Origin of the sequence: Streptomyces sp. NRRL F-5126, assembly GCF_000721265.1 — a bacterium.
Taxonomy (GTDB): domain Bacteria; phylum Actinomycetota; class Actinomycetes; order Streptomycetales; family Streptomycetaceae; genus Streptomyces.
In genome coordinates this window covers 318,962-342,143 of record NZ_JOFZ01000005.1, presented here as the reverse complement: position 1 = coordinate 342,143, position 23,182 = coordinate 318,962, and the positions used below count along the sequence as shown (strand labels likewise).

The following is a 23,182-nucleotide window of genomic DNA, read 5'->3' as shown; positions in this document are numbered from 1 at the left end:
TACAGAGGGGAGGCGCGGAAGCCGCCGATTCAGACCGCGTCCCGCTCGACCGGGCAGCTCATGCAGCGCGGCCCGCCCCTGCCCCGGCCCAGCTCGCTGCCGCGGATCTCGATCACCTCGATGCCCTGCTTGCGCAGGTGCGCGTTGGTGGTGGAGTTCCGCTCGTAGGCGACGACGACACCGGGCTCGACGGCGAGCACGTTGCACCCGTCGTCCCACTGCTCGCGCGCCGCGGAGTGCACGTCCTGGGTGGGGGTGAGCACCCGGATCGCGTCCAGGCCGAGCGCCGCCGCGATCGCCCGGTGCATGTGCTCGGGAGGGTGGTCGGTGACCTTCAGCTCATCACCCCCGTCGCCGGGCTCGATGGTGTACGAGCGGAGCATGCCGAGGCCCGCGTACTGGGTGAACGTGTCGCCGTCGACCATCGTCATCACCGTGTCGAGGTGCATGAACGCGCGGCGCTTCGGCATGTCGAGCGCGACGATCGTGGTGGCCGAGCCCGCGGCGAACAGGCCGCGGGCCAGCATCTCCACGGCCTGCGGCGTGGTGCGCTCACTCATGCCGATCAGGACGGCGCCCCTGCCGAGCACCAGAACGTCTCCGCCCTCGATGGTGGACGGGTAGTCGTCCTGCCCCTCCGACCAGTGGTGGAAGGGGCCGGCGCCGGGGCCGGTGAAGAGGGGATGGTGCTTGTAGATCGCCTCGAAGTGCACGGTCTCGCGCTGCCGGGCGGGCCAGCGCATGGCGTTGATGGAGACCCCGTCGTAGATCCAGGCCGAGGTGTCACGGGTGAAGAGGTGGTTGGGCAGCGGGTCGAGCAGGAAGTCGTCCTGCTCCATGACGTGGAAGCGCACCGAGGTGGGCTCCGCGTGGTCCGCGAGGAACTCCCGCTTGGTCACACCGCCGATCAGCGCCTCGGTCAGCTGGGCGGTGTCCAGCTCGTCGAACGCGGCCCTGAGGTGGCGGATCGCGAGTGGGCCGTACTCCTTCTCGTCGAAGACCCGGTCGAGCACCAGGCTCCGGGCCGCGGGGATCTCCAGCGACTCGCGCAGCAGGTCGCCGAAGAGGTGCACCTCGGCGCCGCGCTCCCGCAGGAGCGCGGCGAAGCCGTCGTGCTCCTCCTGCGCTCGGCGCACCCACAGCACGTCGTCGAAGAGCAGCGTGTCCGCGTTCCCCGGAGTCAGCCGCTTCAGTTCGAGGCCGGGGCGGTGCAGGATGACGCGGCGCAGCCGCCCGGTCTCTGAGTCGACATGGAAGCTCATGCCTCCATCCTGACCGCGGGGCGCCCCGTTCACCCCCGGGAGGTGCCCGTAATCCACGCGCCCACCTCGCACGGCCGGCCGTCGGCCCCCGCACACCCGCGGCCGACGGTCAGGGACTGGCCACGGCCGCGGCGACCTGGGCGATCGCCCCGGGGCCCACGCGGCAGCAGCCGCCCACGAGACGGGCTCCCGCGGCCCGCCACGCCCGCACCAGCGAGGCGTCGAACGTGGCGCGGCCGTGGAAGAGGCCGGATGCCGCGTCCCACCCCTCACCGCTGTTGGGGTAGGCCACGACCGGCTTGCCCGTGACCTCGGCGGCGACCTCCACGGCGCGCTCGGCGTCGCCGGGCGCGCAGCAGTTGACGCCCACCGCGATCACCTGCTCATCCCCCCTGGCCAGGGAGAAGGCGTCGGCGAGCGGCTGGCCCGCCCGGGTCCGTCCGCCCACGACGGTGTAGGAGAGCCACACCGGCACCCCGGTGGGGCGTACCGCCGCGAGCAGCGCTTCCGCCTCGTCGGTGTCGGGAACGGTCTCCAGCGCGAGAACGTCGGGCCCTGCCGCGGCGAGTGCCTCGATCCTGGGCCGGTGGAAGCGAGTCAGCTCCCGCACCGTCAGCCCGTAGCGGCCCCGGTACTCGGACCCGTCGGCGAGCATGGCGCCGTACGGGCCGACGGACGCGGCGACCCACACCTCCTCCCCCACCGTCTCCCCCGCCGTGCGCGCCGAATCCACGCTGCGGGCCAGCAGCCGCGCCGCCTGCCCGGGCCCGGCGCCGCGGCGCGCGAACCCCTCAAAAGTGGCCTGGTAGCTGGACGTGATCAGCACCCGGGCGCCCGCCCGCACGTACGCCGTGTGGGCCGCCGTGATCTGCTCCGGCTCGTCCACCAGCAGCCGCGCGGACCACAGCGCGTCCGACAGATCGCAGCCCTGCGCGGCGAGTTGGTTGGACAGGCCGCCGTCCAGGACGACGGTCCGCTCGGCCAGCGCCGCGGCGAGCGGGCGGACGGGCCGCACGGTTCCCCGCTCCCCTCAGCCGAGCTGGGGCGCGACCTGGGAGGCGACGAGCTCCAGGTGGTCCAGGTCGTCGAGGTCCATCGTCTGGAGGTACATCCGCCGCGAGCCGGCCGCCGCGTACCTGCCGATCTTGTCGACCACCTCGGCGGGCGAGCCCGCGAGGCCGTTCTCCTTGAGTTCGCCCACCTCCCTGCCGAGGAAGGCGGCCCTGCGGGCCACCTCCGCGTCGTCCTTGCCGACACAGATCACCAGGGCGTTGGAGTACACCAGGTCGTCCGCACTCCGCCCGGCCTCCTCGGCGGCCGCCCGTACCCTGCCGAACTGCCGCTCCGTGTCCTCGATCGAGGCGAACGGCATGTTGAACTCGTCCGCGTAGCGCGCCGCGAGGCGCGGCGTGCGCTTGGCGCCGTGCCCGCCGATGATCACCGGCGGCTTGGCCTGGGCCGGCTTGGGCAGCGCCGGCGAGTCGGTCAGCCGGTAGTGGGCGCCCTCGTACGAGAAGGTCTTGCCCACCTCCGTGGCCCACAGGCCGGTCACCACGGCCAGTTGCTCCTCCAGGCGGTCGAAGCGGTTCCCGGGGAACGGGATGCCGTACGCCTGGTGCTCCTGCTCGAACCAGCCCGCGCCGAGCCCCAGCTCCACCCTGCCGCCGGACATCCGGTCGACCTGGGCGACCTCGATGGCGAGCACGCCGGGCAGCCGGAACGTGGCCGCAGTGACCAGCGTGCCGAGCCGGATCCGCTTCGTCTCCCTGGCGAGTCCCGCAAGTGTGATCCAGGCGTCGGTCGGCCCGGGCAGCCCGTCCGCATCGCCCATGTGCAGATAGTGGTCCGAGCGGAAGAAGGCATCGAATCCGAGGTCCTCGGTCGCCTTGGCGACGCGCAGAAGGGTGTCGTACGTGGCCCCCTGCTGGGGCTCGGTGAAGATACGGAGATCCATGTTCCCCATCCTGCACCTTCCCCCGGGGCGGCCTGCCCGCGCGCCCCGGTCATCCCGCGACGCCCCGCGCCGGAGGCTCCCGCCGCACCCTGCCGCCGCGCGGCGGCCCCGGCCCGTGCCGCTCGCACGGCTCCGGCTCGCGCTCCCGTCCCGCCACCAGCCCGAGCAGGACCGTCGCTCGGTCGCCCGACTCCGCGGCGGCGTCGATCGCCTCGACGCACTGCCAGTAGACCCAGGCGTCGTCCGCGGCGGTGGCGACGGCCACGAGCGCCATTCCGACCTCTTCGAGCAGCAGACCGAGCGCGGACAACGCCGCCCGGGGGTGCACCGGGCCCGTCAGCGCCTCCGCCCTGACCCCGCCCGTGGCACGCAGCGCCGCGTGCCCGACCGGGCCGCACCCCCGTTCCCCCGCGTCGGCCAGCTCGCACGCCGCCGTCCGCTCGCGCGGCGGCGCCTCGGCGGCCAGCCGCAGCCCGACCGCCTGCGCCAGGGCCTGCGCCTGCCAGGCCTCGGCCACCACCTCAGCGGTAGTGCCGCTCAGCGCCAATGCGCCCCTGCCCGCCTCCGCGATCCGTACAGCGTCCATCCCACGCCCCGCCCTTCAGCACGCCGGTTCCTTCTGACACCACCCAGCGTGACGGATGGCGAGCAGCGCGTGCAGAGGCATCGGCACATCTGTGGACAAGAGCGGGATTGTGGACAACTCCATCACCCTGGACGGGCTCAGGCCCGGCTCCGGTTGACCGGCTCCGGTTGACCGCCGCAGGGAGGTCAGGACGCCGGCGGGAACCGCCCCTCGTTGCGTTCGATCTTGGCGGCGACAGCCGCCAGCGGATCGATGCGGAGTACCTCGCAGAACTGGAGCAGGTAGGACAGCACGTCGGCCACCTCGTCGTCGACGCGGTGCGCGCTCTCCGGGTCCGCCATGACCCCGGCGGACTGCTCGGGCGTCAGCCACTGGAAGATCTCCAGCAGTTCGGACGCCTCCACGCTCAGCGCGGCCGCCAGGTTCTTCGGCGTGTGGTACTGGCCCCAGTCGCGCGCCGCGGCGAACTCGGCGAGTCTGCGCTGCAGGCCCCTCACGTCGAGCGAGCGTTCCGTCACGAGCCGGGCACCGCCGCGGCCGCCGCGCCCTCCACCTCCGTGCCGACCGGCGCGAGCAGGAAGACGTTCTTGTCGACCCGGTGCATCACGCTGCCGAGCCCGAACACGACCCCGCTGCTGAAGTCCAGGATGCGCTTGGCGACGTCGATGTCGGCCGCCGTCAGGTCGAGCAGCACGGGGATCTGGGCCATCAGGTGCTCGGCCACCTCGCGGGCGTCCGCGAACACCTGGACCCTCAGCACCACGAACCGCCGCTGCTCCTCCGCCATGTCCTGGGGAACGGTGCGGTGATCGACCCGCGAGGGCCATTCGTCGCGGTTGCGCAGCGGTACCACCTGGGCCAGGCCCTCCCACTGCTCGTCGGTGACGTCGTACTCGTACCTGTCGTAGCGGCTCACCGAATCACCCCGCCCGTGTGCTGTGTCTGCATCCGGCCATCCTCCCCCGAGTCACCCGTTCAGCCCATCAGCGACACGGGCCGGCGCGGCGCGGAGATGGCCGGCGCCCGCGCGGACCGCCCACGCGAAGACGGCGAGCGCCACCAGCGCGACCACCACCGAGTCGTACGGCGCCGGCAGCCGCCCCGAGCCGCCGAACGAGCCGAGCCAGGACAGCAGGGTCAGCACGGCGAGGAGGCAGACGAGCCACGCGCCCTGCCGCAGCTCGACCCGGCGCGGGAGTTCGCCCGGGGTGCGCCGCAGCAGCAGGAACATCGGGAGTCCGAGGAGGACGAACGGCAGCGCCAGGCGGAGGCTGTGCCACCCGGACCAGTAGACGAACTCGCTCGACACGACGAAGCTGACGGGCGCGATCCACCGCATCCCCGGCATCTGGCCCGGTTTCCTCGGCACATGCGCCACCCGCCGCGCAGCACCGTCCCCGCCCACGCGTCCGCGCTCGCCCTCGCGCTCGTGCGCGCGGAAGACGGCGACCGCGACCGCCGACGCCGCATAGATCAGCAGGTACATGTCCCCCATCACGCTGACGATCTGCTGCCAGCCACCGAACGGCAGCAGGAAGACGACGATCACCGCGAGGTTGAGCACCAGGGCGCGCCGCGCCGCTCCCGAGCGCGGGTCGATGCGCATGAAGAACCGGGGCAGCAGCCCGTTCTTCGCGAGCGCGTAGGTGTGCCGTGCGTCGATGGCCACACCCACGTAGGCCGATCCGCCGGGCGAGATCACGGCGTCGGCGTAGAGCAGCGCGGCGAGCCACTGGAGGTTGAGGACCAGCGCGAGCTGCCCGAACGGCGAGTCGAAGCTGACGCCCTGCCATCCGTGTGCGAGGTCCGCGCCCGGAACCGTATAGAGGAAGGCGAGTTGCAGCAGGAGGTAGACGAACACGGCGAGCCCGATGCCGGTGAGCACGGCCGCGGGCACGGTACGGCGCGGCCTGCGGGCCTCGCCGGAGAAGTCGAGCGGCGCCTGGAAGCCGTTGACGGAGTAGACGATGCCGCCGCCGGCCAGCGCGGTGAGGCAGGCCGCGTAGCCGTACGGCGCGAACCCGCCGTGGGCCGGGTCGGTGAGGCGGCCGGCGTGCGTGCCCGACAGGAACAGGGCCACCACCGTGACGAGCGGAATGATCACCTTGAGCAGCGAGACCAGGTTGTTGAGCCGGGCGAACAGCCGCACCGCGAACCAGTTGAGCGCGGTGAGCAGCACGCTGAGACCGGCGGCGAGCGCGAGGCCCGAGCCGGTGAGGGAGCCGCCCTTGTAGATGCCGGGCACGTAGTGGGCCGCGTACTGCATGATCGCGCTGATCTCGGCCGCGGTACCGCCGACGGAGAGCAGCACCGACCAGCCGATCATCGTGCCGACGAGCCGCCCGCTCGCGTACAGGGGCCAGCGCGCCGTGCCGCCGCCCTCGGGGCGGGTGGCGCCCAGTTCGACCATGACGAGCGCGACGAGCGCGCACAGCACGCCGGCCCCGACCCAGGACAGGAGGGCGGCGGGGCCCGCGGTCTGCGACGCGTACAGCGCCGCGAACAGCCAGCCGGAGCCGAGGATGTTGGAGAACCCGATGGCGGTCAGGCCCCAGAAGCCGAGATCGCGCTTGAGCCGGTGCTCCTGCGACAGCGCGTCCGGCACGCCCGGCGTGCCCGGGGCGGTCTCCGCGGGCGGTGGCTTCGACGACACGTGGCCGGTCCCCTCGTACGGTGGTCCGTTCCCGGGCCTCGGCGGGCGCATGGGGCGCCTGCTCCAGCCAGTGAGCGTGCCCAGCCTGGCACGGACGACGCCTCGCGGGGAGCAGGGAACGCGGCACGGGGTGCGGAAACGACCGGTGTGTCCGCGTACGGGCGCCGGCGCCGCCGGCGGGGGTCCGTGCCCGCGCCCCGAGCGTCAACGCACGCCCGTTCGAACAGTGTCCGCCCGTGGCGAGTGGTGGGGCGCCTTCCGCCGTGAGACCTTCGAGCTCCGGCATGAAGCCGCCCCGCCTCCTGAGGTACGAGCTCCGCGGGCCGAGGCGGATCGAAAGCCGCTGTTACGTCTTCTCCCGTCCCTGGAGGCATGGTGACCGCCGAGACGACCGCACTGCCCGTCGGCCGGTCCGCGCACGGCCCCGCGGTGGCCCTGCCGGCCCGTCCAGGGACCCGGCCGGCCGCCCGCCGGCCGGGTGATCCTCGCCAGGCGGCCCGGGCGGAAGAGGGGACGGCGTGACGGCGCCCACCGCGTGTGCCGTGGTCGTGCCGGCACACGAGGAGGGCGCGTCGCTGACCGCGACACTGCACTCGCTGCGGGCGGCGGCCCGCCACCCCGAGGCGGCAGGCCTGCCCGTGCTGCTCGTGGTCGTCGCCGACGCGTGCACGGACGGCACGGTCGCGGTCGCCGAGGCGGCGGGCGCGTACGTGGTCCGCGCGGCGTTCCGCAATGTCGGCAGGGCGCGGGCGAGTGGCGCAGCCGCGGCGCTGCGGCTGCTGTCCGCGTACGGCGACGGCCTGTGGCTCGCGACGACGGACGCGGACACGGTCGTGCCGCCGCGCTGGCTCGCGCACCAGTTGCACCACGCGCGCCAGGGGTGGGACTGCGTCGTCGGCACCGTACGGCTGGCGCCGCACCCGCCGCTGAGCGCGACGACGGCCGCGCGGCACGACGCGCACTACTTCGCGGACCGTCCGCCGGGTCCCGGCGCCTGGCGCCACCCGCACGTGCACGGGGCCAACCTCGGTGTGGCGGCCGCGCCCTACCTGGCGGCGGGCGGGTTCCCGCCGCTCGCCCACAGCGAGGACAGGCGCCTGGTCACGCAGCTGGAGCGCGCGGGCCGGCGGATCCTGCGCACGGACACGTGCCCGGTGCTGACGTCGGGCCGTGTCGACTCCCGCGCGCCGCACGGCTTCGGCGCCTTCCTCACGTCGCTCGCGAACGGCTGAGCGGCATGGCGTCCGGGGCTCCCACCGCCCCGGTCCCCGCCGGGATGGCGATGGCGGTCTCCTCGTCGGGCGAGACGAACACCGGGTCGCCGTGGGACAGGCCGACCTTCTCCTTGTAGATGCGCGAGCGCAGCAGGGTGTCGCCGACGCGCACGTGGTAGTCCCAGCAGTCGCCGTGGTAGATGGAGAACTCGACGGTGCCCTTCCAGCCGCGCCCGGTGGAGTCCTTGCGGGACAGCGACAGGCTCTCCGGCCTGACGAAGACGTTGACCCGGTCCCCCTCGGCCAGCTCGCCCGCGGCCACGCAGCGCAGGTCGCCATGGGCGAGCGCGATGTCCGCGAGGCCGTCGCCGCAGGTGGTGACCGAGCCGGGCAGGCTGTTGGAGATGCCCATGAACCGGGCGGTGAACTCGCTGCGCGGCCGGGCGTAGACCTGCTGTGCGGGGCCGCGCTCCACGATGCGGCCGAACTCCATCAGGATGACCTCGTCCGAGACGGCGAGCGCCTCGTCCTGGTCGTGGGTGACGAACACCGTGGTGATGCCGAGGCGTTGCTGCACCGCGCGGATCTCGTCGCGCACCCGGTCGCGCAGCCCTTTGTCGAGGTTGGACAACGGCTCGTCGAGCAGCAGCACCTCGGGTTCCCTGGTGAGGGCGCGGGCGAGGGAGACGCGCTGCTGCTGCCCTCCGGAGAGCGCGGGCGCGGGCCGGTCGGCGAGGTCGGCGAGGCCGACCAGGTCGAGCGCCTCCATGGCCTTGCGGCGCGCCTCGGGCACGGGCAGCTTCTTCTGCCCGGAGCGCAGGGGGAACATCACGTTCTGGACGGCCGTCATGTGGGGCCACACGGCGTACGACTGGAACACCACACCGATCGGCCGCTGGTGCACACCGACATAGACGTGGTCGTCGGACGAGTAGACGACCTTGCCGCCGATGCGGATCTCGCCCGCGTCGGGCCGCTCAAGGCCCGCGATGAGGCGAAGGGTGGTGGTCTTGCCGCAGCCGCTGGGGCCGAGCAGGGTGACCAGTTGCCCTTCCGGCACCGTGAGGTCGATGCCGTCGACGGCGTTGCGGGTGACCGCCTTGCCTTCGAATCGCTTGATCAGTCCGCGTATTTCGATCACGAGACTCTCCTTCGAGCGCTCAGTGGCGGTTCCGGTTCAGCCCGGTCTTCCTGGTGACGAGGGTGACGAGGCCGACGATCACGGCCAGGAAGACGACGATGAGGACGCCGAGCGCGGCCACGATCGGGTAACTGCCGTTCGCCCACTCGGTGTAGATGGTCACCGACACCACCTGCGTGTCCTGGGTGTAGAGGAAGATCGCGGCCGAGATCTCCCGGAACGCGACGATGACGGTGTAGAGGAACGCCGCGAGCAGCGAGGGGGCCAGCAGCGGTACGTAGATGCGCCGGAAGGTGCGGGTCCAGGACGCGCCGCTGACGGCCGCCGCCTCCTCCAACTCGTCCTTGATCTGGGCGATGCCGGGGACGATGTAGCGCATGCCGTAGGGCAGGCCGATCGTGACGAACGCGATGACGAGGATGGTCAGTGTGCCGTACAGGTGGAACGGCAGGGGCGCCGTCAGGTACCAGTAGAGGATGCCTACGCCCATGACGACGCTGGGCACCGCGATGGGCACGGTGGCGAGCCCGTCGAGCAGGCCGCGGCCGCGCGCCTTGGTCTTGATGGTGATGTAGGCGACGAGCGAGCTGAGCACGGTGACGATGGCACCGGCGAGGACCGCGGTGATCAGGCTGTTGGTGACGGACTTGGTCAGTGCCGGGGTGTGCAGGACGGCGCTGTAGTTGGACAGGGTGAGGCGGTGCAGGGCGGACAGCGACGGCGGCTGGTATCCGGGCAGCAGGGACGACCACACCAGCATCAGCAGCGGCAGCGCGACGGCCACGACGAAGAAGACGACGAACGCGGCCAGGCCCAGCCACTTCCAGCGGCCGAGGTCGATGGAGGTGGGCCTGAAGCCCTTGCCCGTGATGGTCTGCGTCTCCGCGCCCGAGCCGCCGAGCCTGCGGGAGAAGTAGAGGCCGACGCTGGCGACGGCGAGGATGAAGACGCCGATGACGCCGACCGTGCCGTAGTCGGTGGGGAACTGCTGCAGTGCGTTGTATATGCGGCTGACGAAGACGAACTTGTGCCCGGGGACGCCGATGAGCTGCGGCACCTCGAACGTCGAGATGGTCTGCACGAACATCAGCAGCGCGGCGGACATCACGGCCGGCCTGATCAGCCGTGCGGTGATGGTGCGGAACACGCGCCACGGCGGCGCGCCCGAGCTGAGTGCAGCCTCTTCGAGCGAGGAGTCCATGTTGCCGAAGGCAGCGGTGCCCATCAGGAACGCGACCGGTGTGACGTGCATGGACTGGACGAGGACCATGCCGGCGAGCGAGTAGATGTCGAATGCCGGCAGGTGGACGTCTCGCAGCAGGACGTTGAGGGCGCCCGTGCGGGGCGCGAACAGCAGCGCCCACGCGACGGTGTTGAGGATGCCGGGGATGATCAGCGGGACGAGCGCGGCGATCTGCGCGAAGAACTTGGCCGGTGTGTTCGTGCGGGAGACGAGGTAGGCGAGTCCGAAACCCACCACGGTGCAGACCACCGCGGTCGCGGCGGCATAGGCGAAGGAGTTGCCGACGAGGGCCCAGAAGTCGGAGGTGCCGAGCGTCTCGCTGTAGTGGCGCAGGGTCCACGAGACCTTGTCGGCCGAGAGGAAGGACGACTGGAGGCTGGCCACGGCCATCGTGCCCGCGGGTACGACGGCCAGGTAGGCGACCACGAGGGCCACGACGGCCAGCAGGATGTTCCGCGGATTGCGGAACCAGGCGACGATGCGGGAGGCGCCGGCGGGACGCGGGGTGCCACGGGTCGGGGGTGGCGCTGGACGCGAGCGACTGAGCAGGCTCATGGCTTGGCCGTCCTCGGAGGATGTGGGACCGGGCCCGGTGGTGGCGGGCCCGACGGGCGAAGAGGGGGCACGGTGGGGGCGCGCCGTGCGGCACGGGTGCCGCGTGGTCCGGTCAGATGGCGTGCAGAGCCTTCTGGTACTCCTGCAGCAGGATGTTGTACTTGTCGGGTTCGATGACCGGTGTGGACCAGGCGGGCTTCCACTTCTTCTCGTTCCACACCGTGGGGTCGTCGTGTGCCAGGTCGCTCAGGGACACGTGGTTGGTGATGGACACGACCTTCCGCTGCCCTTCCTTCGACATGATCCAGTCGATGAAGAGCTTCGCGGCGGCGGGGTGGGGCGCCTTCTTCGCGAGTTCCTCGAGGACGGCGGCGGACGGCAGCGGGTTCGGGTTGGAGAACGCCAGGCGCTCGGGTGTCTTCTCCTTCAGCGCAGCGGCCTTGTAACCGTAGGCGTTGGCGACGGCGGCGGGTTCGCCGCCCTGGACCTCGGTGAGCGACTGGGTGTGGCTCTCGACGAGCCGCGGCTCGTTGTCGCCGAGCTTCTTGACCAGTCGCAGCGCCTTGTCGTGGCCCATCGCCGAGATGAGCCCCTCGTACCAGTTGATGGCCTTGGGGTCGATGGAGAACCGGCCCTTCCAGGCGGGCTTGGTCAGGTCGGCGAGCTCGGTGGGCACGGGCAGGTGCTGCGCCGCAACCGCCTGGGGGTTGTAGGCGATGGTGCTGGTGTTGACGTACACGACGTTGCGGTAGCCGTCGGGCAGGTCCTCGAGCTGCGGCGGCAGCGGGGGGATCTCGGGTACGCGGTACGGCGCGAGAGTGCCGACCTTGATCAGCTGGTAGACGGGCTCCGAGTCGGCCGAGATCACGTCGGCGTTGAACTTGCCGCCCCGCTGCTCGGTGACGAGCCGCGAGGGAAGTTTGTCCGCGCTGAGGCGGAGTGCCTCCACCTTCACGCCCGGGTAGGTCTTCTCGAACGCGGAGACCATCTCCGCGACGTCGTCGTCGGCGAACGTCGTGTACCACAGCAGCTTGCCCTCCTTCCTCGCCTGCGCGAGCAGTTGGCCGGGCTGCTTCGCCGGGGCCACCTCGGTGACGGCGCCGCCTCCGCCAGCCGTGCCGCAGGCCGTCAGGGTGCCGGCGAGCAGCAGTGCGCCAGAGGTCCGTACGGGGGAACGGAGTGTCGTCAGCAGGGCCCGTGGTGCGTGCGGTGCGCCACGTCGACGCATTCCGTCACCTCCAGTCGAAGGCCCCGTGGGAACCCGACCGGTGGGTGTCTTTCGTGGGGCCTCGCCGAAAAACAAGTGTCATTCTGGGCTGAGGGTATGACCATTGCAAGAGCAGCGCAGGGATTTCCCTGGAGTTGTGCGATCCTGCCCCGAAAATGGAGCGCGGCGCAGCGCGCCGCGACACACCCCAGGATGCCCGGGGCGGGCGGAAGTTGGGCCGTGGGACACTGGGCGTGCCCGACGGCGGAAGGAATGCGGGCGACGGCGGCGGAGAATCCCGGACCGCGGACGCGCGGGCACACCGGACGGCGCGGGCGACGGGATGCGCGCGGCGCCGGGAATCCGGGCAGACCGCATCCGCTCGCGGGGATCATTGGTCTTACCGTAATCCGGTAAACTAGGACGGTCAATACATGGCGAAAGGACTCCCTATGCCGGCGCGCCGAACGAGCGCAAAGGACGACGGCCTGCAGGCCGGCCTCCTCACCCCCGTGAACGACCGCCGCATCTCCGCGTTGATCGTGGACCAGGTGCGGACCCTCATCCACGAGGGCAAGCTCACCCCCGGGGACCGCCTGCCACCCGAGCGTGAGATGTGCGAGCGCTTCGGTGTCAGCCGCGTCACCGTGCGCGAGGCCCTGCGCGTCCTGGAGGCCGGCGGCCTGGTGGAGATCCGGGTGGGCGCCCACGGCGGCGCGTTCGTCACGCAGCCGACCAGCGACCGGGTGGGCGCGAGCATCGTCGACCTGCTGACGCTGTCGTCGGTGACGGCCACGGAGGTCACCGAGGTCCGCATGGTGCTTGAGGTCGGCATCATCCCGCTGCTGTGCGAGAGCGTCGACGAGGAGGACATCGCCGAGCTGAACGCCATCTGCGACCGCCAGGAGGCCGCGCTCGACAGCGGCGACTACCACGTGTCGCTGTCCGCGGAGTTCCACACGCGGCTTGCCGCGGCGACGCACAACACGGCCTTCGAGATGCTCGTCCAGTCCTTCCACGGCCCGCTGCTGATGTCGCTGGCCAAGGCGAAGAGCACCGCGCCCGAGATGGGCCGCCGGGGGCTCGACGAGCACCGCGCGATCGTCGCCGCGGTGAGCTCGGGCGATGTGGCGACGGGCGAGCGGATCATGCGCGAGCACCTGACGCGCACGGCCGACCGCCTCTGCCTCGACGAGGTGCCCGCCAAGGGCGCGTGACGGAGCCGCCGGCCGGATCCACCCCGGCCGCGCGGCCCCGCCCGCGGCGCGCCGCCACGTGCACGGCGCGCGGTGTCAGTAGCCCTGCGGGCGCAGCACGAGGCAGCAGCCCAGCGAGATCATCACGGACACGAACAGCACGCCGAAACCGGCGGTGTACGAGCCTGTCGCGGTGAGCAGCGTGCCCATGAGCGCGGGCAGCGCGGCGCCGGCCAGGTTGGTCAGGGACGAGAAGAGGCTGCTCGAGTACTCGGTCTTTTGGGTCGGCATCAGGCTGTGCAGCAGCGTCCAGTTGGTCACCACGCACCACGCGTTGCCGGCCAGGCCGAGGAAGATGAAGAAGCTGTCCACGCCCGCGTTGCCGAACAGTGCGGTGCCGGCGATGCCGACGCCCTCGACCGCGAACCCCCACGCGGCCCAGCCCGCGCGTTTGACCTTGCGGTCCGAGGCTCGTCCCACGAGCACCATCACCACGATGGACAGCACGTTGGCCACGGTCAGCACGATCCCGATGTTGCCGAGGGTGACGTGCCGCGCCTGCCGCAGGTAGAGCGGCACCCAGGTGACCAGGCCGTAGAACGGCGCGTTGGTGCCGATGTACATCAGCATCGTCAGCCAGTACCGGTAGTTGCGGAACGGCGACTCGGGGCCGCGCTTGGGCACCGTGGTCGTGTTCTCGAACCGGTCCGCCTCGATGTGCCTGACCTCTTCGTCGCTGACGCCGCCCGCGTCCTCGGGGCGGTCCTGGAGGAGGACGAGCACGATGCAGAAGGCGAAGAGGGCGGCGACGACGGCCTGGGTGAGGAAGGTGACCCGCCACCCCGTGCCGGAGATCATCACGGTGGTCAGCGAACTGCCTATCGCGGACCCCACGAAGATGCCGGAGAGCCAGGAGGCGTTGGCGCGCGCCCGCTCCTGCATCGGGAACCACCGCGCGGTCAGGGTGTGCGCGACCGGGTAGAAGCATGCCTCGCCCACGGCGAGGAGTATGCGGGTGCCGTACAGCTCGTTCAGGCTGTTGACGAACGGCGGGAGGGCCAGGGCCAGGACCCAGATCGCGGTGCCGATGAGCATCGACCTGCGCGGGCCGAGCCGCTTGAGCACGAATCCCCAGCCGAACAGCGCGATGCCGTAGGCGTAGAGGAAGAGGCTGGTCAGCCAGCCGACGGAGCCGGGATGCTTGTCCAGGCCGAACTGGTGGCTGAAGGCGTGGTCGGTGACGATGACGCCGATGGAGGACTTGCTCAGCTGGGCGACGGAGAAGGCGATCAGCAGCGGCAGGCTGACGTGCAGCCATCTCTGGAGGTGCCGGCCGCTGAGGGCGGCCGAGCGTCGCGTCGCGGGTTTTGCCCTCAGGTCTGTCTCGGGTGTCACGTGCTTGCGTCCTTGCGTGTACGTGCGAGTGAGCACGCGCGCCTTGAGGGGCGCCGCCGGCGGAGGCCGGGGAAGGTGCCTGGCGCGCGTGCTCACGAGATGTGCGCGGGGCTCGGGGAACTCAGCCCTGTGGGCGGCGGCCCAGGAAGAGGCAGGTGTAGAACGCCTTCCAGGCCACGTCCACATCGGTCAGACCCGCCGCGCGGTATCCGTCGAGGTGGTCATCCATGCTGGTGAGGGGGTAGTTGTGGTGGTGGGCGGGGGCCGGCTTCCGCGGTGACCAGTGCTTCCCCCGCACCGAGCGGTACCGCCGGTCCCAGATGTCCTCTGGGCCGATGTGGTCGAGGTTGACCAGCCAGCCGCCGGGAGCGAGCAGCCCCGCCGCCTCCGCGTAGAAGGCGTGCAGTTGCGCGCGGTCGAGGTGGTGGCTCGCCCGCGAGCTGAGGACGACGTCGGCGCCGTCCGGCACTCCGGCCGCGCGCAGCGCCTGCATGTCGCCGACGGTGTAGAAGACGCGGTCGCCGAAGCCGGCCAGGTCCTTCCTCGCCTGCTTGAGCATGGTGTCGGAGACGTCCATCCAGACGCCCCTGGCCTCGGGGAACGCGGTGAGCAGTACGGAGAGGAACTTCCCCGCGCCGCTCGCGATGTCCACGATCAGCCGGGGCTCAGGCGTCTCGTCCGCCACCAGTTGCGCGGCGATCGTGCGGGGCAGTTGGAGCAGGTCGTGCTCGCCCTGCGGGTCTCCGCCCAGCCACGCCGTGGCGAAGACCGGGTCGGACCACACCTCGGCGGCCGACGGTTCCTGTTGTCGCATCTCGTCTCCTGGCCGGCCCGGCGCGGGGCTCCTGTGCCCCGCGCCGTCCGGTGGGCAGGGGGGCCGGTTCAGGACCGGGCCCCTTCGGGACCGTCGTAATCGGGGGCGTTCTCGAGGAACACGGTGTTGTGGTAGCCGAGCTCCTTGAACAGGCGGTTCTGCGCGGAGATCAGCCGCAGCGGGGTGCCGTCGGCCGCGAAGTGCTGGGCGACGGTGTTGTGCGGGATGTAGAGGGTGTCGCCCTCCTTGAAGTCGTGGCGCGTGGGCTCGTGCGCGATCCGTGCGTAGTACTTCTCCGCGATCTCCGCCTCGACCTCCCAGTGCAGGCTGTAGCCGGAGCCCTGGCGCACGTAGAGCACCTCGTCGGCCATCGTCCAGCGCTTGCCGGAGCGGCTGCCCGCGGGTACTTCGAGCACGAACGCGTCGACGCTGAACGTGCGGACGTCGTCGCCCGGCTGCGACATCACACGGACCTTGCCGAGCGGTGTGGACTGCCACGGTGTGTCGGCGGACTTGACGACCTTGCGCTTCTTCTCGACATCCGGGGTCCACAGCTGCGACCAGTCGACACGCTCGCCGAACTTGTCGGGGTTGTCGATCGGCCCGCTGCGGCCCTGCTGGATCAGGCCGAGGTACATCCACATCGACTTGGCCTTGAAGATGAGGCACTTCGCGGTCTCGTCGTACGGGTTGAAGTGGCGGTGCACCGAGTCGGTGTGGACGATGACGAGGTCGTCCTTCTCCCACTCGTAGCGCTGGTCGTCGTGGATCTCGTAGCCGGCGCCCTCCAGGATGTAGAAGGCGGCCTCGTTCTGGTGGCCGTGGCCGTGGTTGGAGGACTGCGGCGGGAGTTCGACGAAGTGGATCTGCAGGCTCTGGGTGAGGAACGGGTCGTCACCGGGGCCGATCCGCCACCAGGTGCGGGACTTCTCCGAGTCGCCAGAGTGCGCGACCTTCGCGTCGTCGACCACAACCGAGTCGTCACGCACGCGGGGAGCGTCCAGCTGGTTGCGGCGGAACTCCTTGAGGCCGTAGGTCTCCGAGGTGATCCCCCTGAGGAAGACCCGCCCCTTCTTCTCGCTCATACACTTCTCCTCATGTGTCGGACGGGACGCGACGGCGCCCGGGTCCGTACGGCGGTCTTGTCCCCGGCACCTGCCGGGAAGAACGGACTCGGACGCGCAGGCCACTGGTTCGGCTCTGTGGGGAAGTTGGGAGTCCGTCGGCCGGAGACCGCTGGCTCGGCCGGATTCGATTCGGGCATTCAGCCTGACTTCATTGGCCTAACCTTTATATCAACGGGCCGGAGAACGAGTCAACGATCCACCGAGGCGGGCAGGAACTCACAGGAGCGGACGCGAGGCGCCGTTCCGCTCGATGGTTTAATGGTATTACATTAACCACGAGCACTGACTGAGAGGGGTTACCGATGCCAGGCAAGGACGGCGAGGGCCGCGCGGGGCGCGACGGCACGCTGATCGTCGGCGCGAGCCAGGCCGGCCTCCAACTGGCCGTCTCACTGCGGCAGCTGGGCGACACCGGGCGGATCACACTCGTCGGCGAGGAGGCACACGCGCCCTACCAGCGGCCGCCGCTGTCCAAGGAGTTCCTCGCCGGAGCGGCGGAGCTGGACTCGCTGGCCTTCCGCGCCCCGTCCTTCTACGCGGACAACGGGATCGACCTGGTGTGCGGGGAGCGGATCACGGCGGTGCGGCCGGGGCTCGCGACCACCGCGTCCGGGCGTACGCTCCCCCACCGCCGGCTCGCCCTGACGACCGGCGCCTCGCCTCGGCGGCTGCGGGTGCCGGGCGCGGACCTGGCCGGCGTGCACTACCTGCGCGACCACGACGACGCCGCCGGCCTGCGCGGCGAACTCGCGTCCGCACGGCGGGTCGTCGTGGTCGGCGGCGGGTTCATCGGCCTGGAGGCGGCGTCCGTCGCGCGCGCGGCAGGCCGGTCGGTCACGGTGGTGGAGGCGGCGGACCGGCTGCTCGGCCGGGCCGTGACACCGCTGGTCTCGGAGTTCTACGCGCGGGCACACCGCCGCCGGGGCGTCGAGGTGCTGCTGTCGGCGGGGGTGGCGGGGTTCGAACCCGCGGAGGGCGGCGGACGGGTCGGCGCGGTCGTGCTCGGGGACGGCTCGTCGCTCGCCGCCGACCTGGTGCTCGTCGGGGTGGGCGCGGTGCCGCGCACCGAACTCGCCGAGCAGCTCGGGCTTGCCTGCGAGGGCGGCATCGTCGTGGACGCGCAGGCGCGCACCAGTGACCCGGCCGTCGTCGCGGCAGGCGACTGCACCGTGCAGCCGCACCCGGTGACGGGCGAGGGCCTGGTGCGGATCGAGTCGGTGCAGAACGCGGTGGCACAGGCGCAGACGGCGGCGGCGACGCTGCTCGGCCGGCCGGCGCCGGCCGGGGCGGTCCCCTGGTTCTGGTCGTTCCAGGGTGACTTGAGGCTCCAGATCGCCGGTCTTTCGGCGGGGCACGACACGTACGTGGTGCGCGGCGATGTCGACGGCGAGCACTTCTCTGTCCTGTACTACCGCGACGGGCGGCTGCTGGCCGTGGACGCGGTGAACCGCCCCGCCGACTACATGGCGGTGCGCAAGGCGCTGACGCAGGGCGCGACCGTCCCGCCGGGCGCGGCGGCGGACGGCTCTGTGCCGCTGAAGTCACTGATCACACGCACCGAGGACGCGGCCCCCGCCGCGTAACGCCTCCGGCGGGGGCCGCACACCGCTCGTGTGACGTCACGCGCGTGGCACGTCGGCGCCCCTGGGGCCGCCCGCCCGCACCGGGCACGACGGCGGCGCGGCCCCGCGGGAACGGCGCGGCAGGCGCGCCGTGCGCCCGACCTGGTGCCCGCCTCCGCATGGGCGTCGCGCCGCGGACCGCGACGGCGGCCCGGGCTCATCCGGGCGCCACCCGCGTACGTCGGATGGGCGCGGCCGGGCACACCCGGCAACTGACGGCACGACCTGTGCGAGTGGCGAACGCCCGCGCGAGCGGTCGCCCCTGCGGGGCCACGCTCGGCGGCGCCCGCCGCACACCGCGCGCCCGACGCGAGCACATGCCCCGCGTCGGCAAGGCCCGAGCGGGGCAGCCCTCCACCGCGAGGCACGGGGCCGGAACCGCCAGGCGGCGGGCCGGTACCGCGCCGCCGTGACCCGCGTCGTCAGGCCGTGGTGGGCGGGGCCTCGTGGAAGATCAGGGACTTGATCGTGACCGGGACCGTGCGCGAGGGGAAGCGGAGCCGGCCGATGTCGATGTAGTCGAAGTCCCGCAGGCTCACCCCGTCGATCACCAGCATCTCGTTCTCGACGCCCAGTTCGTCCCTGAGCAGCCGGCCGAGTGTCATCGCCACGTCGCCGTCCAGCAGCACGTACACCGGCCGGCCCGCGGCCGTGCGCGGTGCCAGGCCGTCGCGGATGCCCTGGGCGAACGCCGCCACCCGTGCGTAGTCGGGGGAGCCCTGCCAGGACATGGCGAGGGCGACGTCGGTGCCGTCCGCCACGTCAAGGGCTGTCAGGTGGCGGCGCACCGCGTCGGCGACCGCCCCGGCCTCCACGGCCTCGCCCAGCTCGTACACGGGCTTGACGACCTGGAGGTTGCGCCGCGGCAGCAGGGCATCGGGCGCGGTGATGAAGCCCGTGTTGCCGCTGAGCTGCACGCTGTACTCGCTGGCGCCGAGCGCGGTCGCCCTGATGCACTCCCCCGCCGGGAGCAGCGGGTACGGCAGCGCTCCCGCGTCGAGGCGGCGGCGCAGCGCGTGGCCGAGCGGCAGGCCCAGGTCGCCGAAGCGGCGCTGCTCGCGGTCGTACACGTACTCGGCGACGCCTCCGGAGACCATCACGCCGTCCACGTCGCCGAGGGGGCCGAGGGGCTCCGTCAGGTACAGCGCGGCCAGGTCGGCGGGGAGCGGGTCCGCGGTGATGGCCGTGACCAGCGCGTCGGCCATCACCTCGGCGACCTTCTCGACCTCGGCCACGCCGGCCGAGTCCCCGAGACTCCAGGCGTACCCGGCGCGTTCGGCGTGCGCACGGCCCGCCGGGTCGAGCCGTACGATGCGGCCCGCCTCCTCGGTGACCTGGAGGCGGCCGCCGATGTGCACGGCCGCGGTGCGCAGCACGCGGCCGTTCTCGACGAGCGCGAGCTTCGTGGTGCCGCCGCCGATGTCGATGTTGAGTATCCGCAGGCCTTGGTCGTAGGACGCCTTGGCGGCGCCCGAGCCGTACGCGGCGAGCATGGCCTCCATGTTGTGGCCTGCGGTCGCGGTGACGAGCTCGCCGCCGCGTTCGGCGAGCACTCCGGCGATGGCCTCGGCGTTGCTGCGCCGCAGCGCCTCGCCGGTGAGGATGACCACTCCGGTGTCCACAGCCTCCGGGCGCACGCGCGCGGTGTTGTAGGCGCGGTCGATGATCGAGCCGAGCGCGGCGGCGTCGATCTGCTCCGCGCTCGCGTAGGGCGTGAGCTCCACCGGCGAGCGGTACACGGTCTCGCGGCTCACCACGATGTACCGGCTGGTCAGGTCCTCGCTGATGCGGCGCAGCCTGAGCCGCGAGAAGACGACCTGGGTGCCGGACGACCCGATGTCCATGCCGACACTGTGCAGGGTGACGTTGTCCTGCTGCCAGATCGGGTTGTCCTCCAGGGGGCCGAGCGGCTCGTCGTCGTGGACGTGGTCGTCGTCGGGCGCGTGCGCGGCGGAGTAGACCGCCCGCTCCGCGTCGTCGTGGCCGTGGCCGTCATGGTCGTGGTGGTCGTGCACGTACGTACTCCTCACACGCCGTGCGGCCCGCCGGAGTCGCCGGACGGGCCGCACGGAACAGGGTCGGGCGCTCAGGACTCGGCGCTTGCGGTCACGGCTTGGGCGGCAGGTTCGGGATCTCGGACTCGTAGACCTCGTCCATCTGCGGCTTCATGCCGATCTTGGCGAGTTCCTCGCGGAACATGTCGCGCACGACGGGCGACTCGTCCGCGTAGTCGATCTGGTCGCCGCCGATGCGCATGCTGATCCACGCCTTGGGCACACCCTGCGCGTTGCGCACGGAGACCACCTCGTGCTTGAACGCGAGGTAGCGGCCGGGCTCCTCGCCCGTGTTGAAGTGCTGGTGGAACCACATGTTGGGCGGCACGATCAGGGTGCCGGGGCCCCACTCGTAGCGCTTGGGCTCCTCGCCCTCGGGCCACATCAGGCTGTAGCCGGTGCCGGAGAGCATGATCACGTGCGCGCCGGGGCCGTGCCTGTGGCCCTTCTTGTAGGTGCCGACGGGGAACTGCGAGATGTGGCTGTTCATCGAGCCGCGCGCCATGTTGAAGCGGATGTGGCCGCCGCCCGCACCACGCTCCTTCGCCTCGATCAGCGGCAGGTTGGCCGCGTCGGCGACGAAGTTGGTGTCGAGCAGCAGGCCCTTCTGCTCGCCCTTGGGCGAGAAGTAGTCGGGCTCGCCGTTGAAGCGGCTCGGGAAGTCCTTCTCGGTGCCGAAGACGAAGTCCGCGTCGTCGTAGAGGTTGATGATGGGCGGCATGTTCGTCGAGGAGACGAACCGGGCCGCCTTCCGCCCCGAGCCGTTGAAGTGCTGGTGGTGTGCGTTGAGCGGGATCGCGAAGAGCGATCCCGTCCCCCACTCGAAGGTGACCTCGGCGCCCTCGTCGTTCCACACCTTGGTGGAGCCCTGGCCGTCCAGGACGAGGATCATCTCCTCGAACAGCTGCCGCTGGGGGGCGAGCTTGCCGCCGGCGGGGATCTCGCACACGTAGCAGTCGTTGGACGTGCGCGTGGCCTCGTGGTTGATGAAGACGCCACGGCCGCCCCTGCGCTCCCAGTCCTTGAGCTCCACGGTGCGCAGGTCGGGCACGTAGTGCGCGGCGATGATGTCGAGGCCCTCGGCCGCGACCCAGCGTGTGTAGGGGGAGTCCTTCTCGGTGGCGAACTTCGCCGCCAGGGTGTCGTTGACGATCGCGTCCTTGGCCATGCGGGGCCCTCCCTGTCGTCGTACCGGGCCCCGCGAGAGGGGGCCGGCGGCGCCGCGGGACGGTCCCTTGCGGACCTTTCCTCTGCACCTCGCCGGATCTTTTTCTCCGGTGGGGGTGCCACGGCGGCGCATTGGTAGGACCCTAAGGCCAGGGTTTTCGGCCTGTCAACGGCGCCCGTGCGTCCACCGACGGCCGCTTGTGGAGTCGCGCAGGCGTCTGGTCTAATGGACATACCAACGGCCCCGCACGGCGAGGCCGCGCGTCCCGCCACGCAGGGGGACGACCGAGCGAGAGGACACGAGGGATCTTGTCCAAGGTGACCTATACCGACAGCTCAGGCCGTGTGTACACGGTCGATGCGACGGTCGGTGAATCCGTCATGGCAGCGGCGGTCAAGAACGGGGTCCCCGGGATCGTCGCGGAGTGCGGTGGCAACTGCTCCTGCGCGACCTGCCACGTGTACGTGGGCGAGGAGTTCGCCCACCTTGTGGGAGGCCCCGGGGACATGGAGGACGACCTCCTCGACATGGCGGTGTCCGAGCGGCGCGGCACGAGCCGCCTGTCGTGCCAGATCCGCGTCACGCAGGAGCTGGACGGGCTGGCCGTCGAGATCCCTCCGGACCAGCCCTGACGGCTGTGCCGCGCACCAATGCAGGGTTGCCGCCACACAGGTGGCGGGCCATCACGTGAAAGGGAAACGGCCGTGCTCAGAAAAGACATCAACGAGCTCCTCACGCAGACCGGCCCGGGGACCGCGATGGGCGAGATGTTCCGGCAGTACTGGATGCCGGCGATGCTCGCCGAGGAACTGCCCGAGGACGACTGCCCGCCGGTCCGCGTGAAGCTCCTGTCCGAGCGCATGGTCGCCTTCCGTGACAGCGAGGGACGGTACGGTCTCGTCGACGAGTTCTGCGCGCACCGCGGCGCCTCGCTCTGGTTCGGCCGCAACGAGGGCTCCGGGCTGCGCTGCCCGTACCACGGCTGGAAGTACGACGTGACGGGACAGTGCGTCGAGGTGCCTTCGGAGGCGGACAACAGCAGCTTCTGCCAGAACGTGAAGCTCACCTCGTACCCGCTGGTCAGGATCGGCGACGTGCTGTGGACGTACATGGGGGACCCGGCGAAGACGCCGCCGCTGCCCGAGTACGAGTTCGCGCAGGTGCCTGCGGAGCAGACGTACACCTCCAAGCGCTGGCAGCAGTGCAACTGGCTGCAGGCGTTCGAGGGCGGCATCGACTCCAGCCATGTGACGTTCCTGCACTCGGGCGGGTTGAAGACCGACCCGCTGTTCAAGGGTGCCAAGGGCAACGAGTACAACATGAAGGACACGAAGCCCTTCTTCGAGGTCGCGGACACCGAGGGCGGGCTGTTCGTGGGAGCACGGCGCAACGCGGAGGACGGCGCGTACTACTGGCGCATCACACCGTGGGTCATGCCCAACTTCACGATGGTGCCGCCGCGCGGCGACCACCCGGTGCACGGCCACTTCTGGGTGCCGATCGACGACGAGAACTGCTGGGCCTACTCGTTCGACTACCACCCGGTGCGCGCGCTGACCGCGGCGGAGCGCCAGGCGATGGTCGACGGACACGGCGTGCACAGCAAGAACATCCCCGGCACCTACCGGCCCGCAGCCAACATGGACAACGACTACCTCATCGACCGCGAGGCGCAAAAGCGCGGCGAGACGTACTCGGGTGTCGCGGGCATCGCCATGCAGGACGCGTCGCTCCAGGAATCGATGGGGCCGGTCGTCGACCGCGCCAAGGAGCGCCTGGTGCCCGCGGACAGCGGCATCATCAAGGCCCGCCAGAAGCTCCGGAAGGCGGCGCTCGCGCTGCGCGACGAGGGGGTCACGCCCCCCGGCGTCGATCCCGAGCACCACAAGGTGCGCTCCGCGGCGATCGTCCTGCCGCAGGCGGAGTCGTTCCTCGAAGCGTGCCGCGACGCGGTGACCGTCCAGCCCGGCGTGCGTCAGACGACGGTGTGA

20 protein-coding genes are annotated in these 23,182 nt (G+C 71.4%); 5 read left to right on the top strand and 15 right to left on the bottom strand.

Going from position 1 to position 23,182, the window contains the following annotated elements:
• Positions 1-29: 29 nt before the first annotated feature.
• From IH48_RS0112690 to IH48_RS0112660, 7 genes are all read right to left on the bottom strand, one after another.
• Complete coding sequence (locus IH48_RS0112690) at positions 30-1,262, bottom strand: arginine deiminase (protein ID WP_030903078.1); 1,233 nt, start codon at positions 1,260-1,262, stop codon at positions 30-32.
• 109 nt (positions 1,263-1,371) lie between these two features.
• Positions 1,372-2,277, bottom strand: coding sequence for a homocysteine S-methyltransferase (gene mmuM, locus IH48_RS0112685; protein WP_030903076.1), 906 nt, complete (start codon positions 2,275-2,277; stop codon positions 1,372-1,374).
• Between the two features lie 15 nt (positions 2,278-2,292).
• On the bottom strand, positions 2,293-3,216 hold the full coding sequence (locus IH48_RS0112680) for an LLM class F420-dependent oxidoreductase (RefSeq protein WP_030903073.1): 924 nt from the start codon (positions 3,214-3,216) through the stop codon (positions 2,293-2,295).
• A 49-nt stretch (positions 3,217-3,265) separates the two neighbouring features.
• Positions 3,266-3,802, bottom strand: coding sequence for a DUF6099 family protein (locus IH48_RS0112675; RefSeq protein WP_078849669.1), 537 nt, complete (start codon positions 3,800-3,802; stop codon positions 3,266-3,268).
• Positions 3,803-3,987: 185 nt separating this feature from the next.
• Positions 3,988-4,320, bottom strand: a complete 333-nt coding sequence (locus IH48_RS0112670) for a nucleotide pyrophosphohydrolase (RefSeq protein WP_030903069.1) — start codon at positions 4,318-4,320, stop codon at positions 3,988-3,990.
• The gene (locus IH48_RS0112665) at positions 4,317-4,718 is read right to left on the bottom strand and encodes a cell division protein SepF (RefSeq protein ID WP_030903067.1); all 402 of its coding nucleotides are present in this window, start codon (positions 4,716-4,718) and stop codon (positions 4,317-4,319) included. Before IH48_RS0112665 ends, IH48_RS0112670 begins: the two co-directional genes overlap by 4 nt.
• A 51-nt stretch (positions 4,719-4,769) precedes the next feature.
• Positions 4,770-6,506 (bottom strand): APC family permease, encoded by a 1,737-nt coding sequence (locus IH48_RS0112660; RefSeq protein WP_078849668.1) that lies wholly within the window; start codon positions 6,504-6,506, stop codon positions 4,770-4,772.
• Between the two features lie 467 nt (positions 6,507-6,973).
• On the opposite strand from IH48_RS0112660, the gene IH48_RS0112655 reads away from it, so the two are divergent.
• Positions 6,974-7,687, top strand: coding sequence for a glycosyltransferase (locus IH48_RS0112655; RefSeq protein WP_030903062.1), 714 nt, complete (start codon positions 6,974-6,976; stop codon positions 7,685-7,687).
• Here the strand turns inward: IH48_RS0112655 and IH48_RS0112650 are convergent.
• The 3 genes from IH48_RS0112650 to IH48_RS0112640 form a co-directional block, all read right to left on the bottom strand.
• Positions 7,665-8,810 carry an ABC transporter ATP-binding protein gene (locus IH48_RS0112650; RefSeq protein ID WP_051839650.1) on the bottom strand — a complete coding sequence of 382 codons (1,146 nt, stop codon included), beginning with the start codon at positions 8,808-8,810 and terminating at the stop codon, positions 7,665-7,667. The two genes, IH48_RS0112655 and IH48_RS0112650, sit on opposite strands and share 23 nt — an antisense overlap.
• A gap of 19 nt (positions 8,811-8,829) precedes the next feature.
• Positions 8,830-10,608 carry an ABC transporter permease gene (locus tag IH48_RS0112645; RefSeq protein WP_030903059.1) on the bottom strand — a complete coding sequence of 593 codons (1,779 nt, stop codon included), beginning with the start codon at positions 10,606-10,608 and terminating at the stop codon, positions 8,830-8,832.
• A gap of 112 nt (positions 10,609-10,720) precedes the next feature.
• Complete coding sequence (locus IH48_RS0112640) at positions 10,721-11,836, bottom strand: ABC transporter substrate-binding protein (protein WP_030903056.1); 1,116 nt, start codon at positions 11,834-11,836, stop codon at positions 10,721-10,723.
• Positions 11,837-12,267: 431 nt separating this feature from the next.
• On the opposite strand from IH48_RS0112640, the gene IH48_RS0112635 reads away from it, so the two are divergent.
• On the top strand, positions 12,268-13,032 hold the full coding sequence (locus IH48_RS0112635) for a FadR/GntR family transcriptional regulator (protein ID WP_107059288.1): 765 nt from the start codon (positions 12,268-12,270) through the stop codon (positions 13,030-13,032).
• A 75-nt stretch (positions 13,033-13,107) separates the two neighbouring features.
• On the opposite strand, the gene IH48_RS0112630 is transcribed toward IH48_RS0112635, so the two are convergent.
• From IH48_RS0112630 to IH48_RS0112620, 3 genes are all read right to left on the bottom strand, one after another.
• Positions 13,108-14,406 (bottom strand): MFS transporter, encoded by a 1,299-nt coding sequence (locus IH48_RS0112630; protein ID WP_030903054.1) that lies wholly within the window; start codon positions 14,404-14,406, stop codon positions 13,108-13,110.
• A gap of 121 nt (positions 14,407-14,527) precedes the next feature.
• Entirely contained in the window at positions 14,528-15,220 is a 693-nt protein-coding gene (locus IH48_RS34340; RefSeq protein ID WP_030903053.1) for a class I SAM-dependent methyltransferase, read from the bottom strand.
• 68 nt (positions 15,221-15,288) lie between these two features.
• Positions 15,289-16,305, bottom strand: a complete 1,017-nt coding sequence (locus tag IH48_RS0112620; protein WP_030903050.1) for a cupin domain-containing protein — start codon at positions 16,303-16,305, stop codon at positions 15,289-15,291.
• Between the two features lie 344 nt (positions 16,306-16,649).
• On the opposite strand from IH48_RS0112620, the gene IH48_RS0112615 reads away from it, so the two are divergent.
• A complete protein-coding gene (locus tag IH48_RS0112615) occupies positions 16,650-17,930 on the top strand; it encodes an NAD(P)/FAD-dependent oxidoreductase (RefSeq protein ID WP_051839648.1) in 1,281 nt (426 codons plus the stop codon).
• 461 nt (positions 17,931-18,391) lie between these two features.
• On the opposite strand, the gene IH48_RS0112610 is transcribed toward IH48_RS0112615, so the two are convergent.
• Positions 18,392-19,984 carry an ethanolamine ammonia-lyase reactivating factor EutA gene (locus IH48_RS0112610; RefSeq protein ID WP_037841744.1) on the bottom strand — a complete coding sequence of 531 codons (1,593 nt, stop codon included), beginning with the start codon at positions 19,982-19,984 and terminating at the stop codon, positions 18,392-18,394.
• Between the two features lie 91 nt (positions 19,985-20,075).
• Positions 20,076-21,191: an ethanolamine ammonia lyase-activating protein gene (locus tag IH48_RS0112605; RefSeq protein WP_030903045.1), complete on the bottom strand. Its 1,116-nt coding sequence runs from the start codon at positions 21,189-21,191 to the stop codon at positions 20,076-20,078.
• A gap of 308 nt (positions 21,192-21,499) precedes the next feature.
• On the opposite strand from IH48_RS0112605, the gene IH48_RS0112600 reads away from it, so the two are divergent.
• Both IH48_RS0112600 and IH48_RS0112595 read left to right on the top strand, forming a co-directional pair.
• On the top strand, positions 21,500-21,823 hold the full coding sequence (locus IH48_RS0112600; protein ID WP_030903043.1) for a 2Fe-2S iron-sulfur cluster-binding protein: 324 nt from the start codon (positions 21,500-21,502) through the stop codon (positions 21,821-21,823).
• Positions 21,824-21,895: 72 nt separating this feature from the next.
• The gene (locus tag IH48_RS0112595) at positions 21,896-23,182 is read left to right on the top strand and encodes an aromatic ring-hydroxylating dioxygenase subunit alpha (protein ID WP_030903040.1); all 1,287 of its coding nucleotides are present in this window, start codon (positions 21,896-21,898) and stop codon (positions 23,180-23,182) included.

What these genes read in the sequence shown, in the direction of transcription:
- IH48_RS0112690 (WP_030903078.1), bottom strand. Translation starts at nt 1,262, where the DNA reads ATGAGCTTCCATGTCGACTCAGAGACCGGGCGGCTGCGCCGCGTCATC.
- IH48_RS0112680 (WP_030903073.1), bottom strand. Translation starts at nt 3,216, where the DNA reads ATGGATCTCCGTATCTTCACCGAGCCCCAGCAGGGGGCCACGTACGAC.
- IH48_RS0112675 (WP_078849669.1), bottom strand. Translation starts at nt 3,802, where the DNA reads ATGGACGCTGTACGGATCGCGGAGGCGGGCAGGGGCGCATTGGCGCTG.
- IH48_RS0112660 (WP_078849668.1), bottom strand. Translation starts at nt 6,506, where the DNA reads ATGCGCCCGCCGAGGCCCGGGAACGGACCACCGTACGAGGGGACCGGC.
- IH48_RS0112645 (WP_030903059.1), bottom strand. Translation starts at nt 10,608, where the DNA reads ATGAGCCTGCTCAGTCGCTCGCGTCCAGCGCCACCCCCGACCCGTGGC.
- IH48_RS0112640 (WP_030903056.1), bottom strand. Translation starts at nt 11,836, where the DNA reads ATGCGTCGACGTGGCGCACCGCACGCACCACGGGCCCTGCTGACGACA.
- IH48_RS0112635 (WP_107059288.1), top strand. Translation starts at nt 12,268, where the DNA reads ATGCCGGCGCGCCGAACGAGCGCAAAGGACGACGGCCTGCAGGCCGGC.
- IH48_RS34340 (WP_030903053.1), bottom strand. Translation starts at nt 15,220, where the DNA reads ATGCGACAACAGGAACCGTCGGCCGCCGAGGTGTGGTCCGACCCGGTC.
- IH48_RS0112620 (WP_030903050.1), bottom strand. Translation starts at nt 16,305, where the DNA reads ATGAGCGAGAAGAAGGGGCGGGTCTTCCTCAGGGGGATCACCTCGGAG.
- IH48_RS0112615 (WP_051839648.1), top strand. Translation starts at nt 16,650, where the DNA reads ATGCCAGGCAAGGACGGCGAGGGCCGCGCGGGGCGCGACGGCACGCTG.
- IH48_RS0112605 (WP_030903045.1), bottom strand. Translation starts at nt 21,191, where the DNA reads ATGGCCAAGGACGCGATCGTCAACGACACCCTGGCGGCGAAGTTCGCC.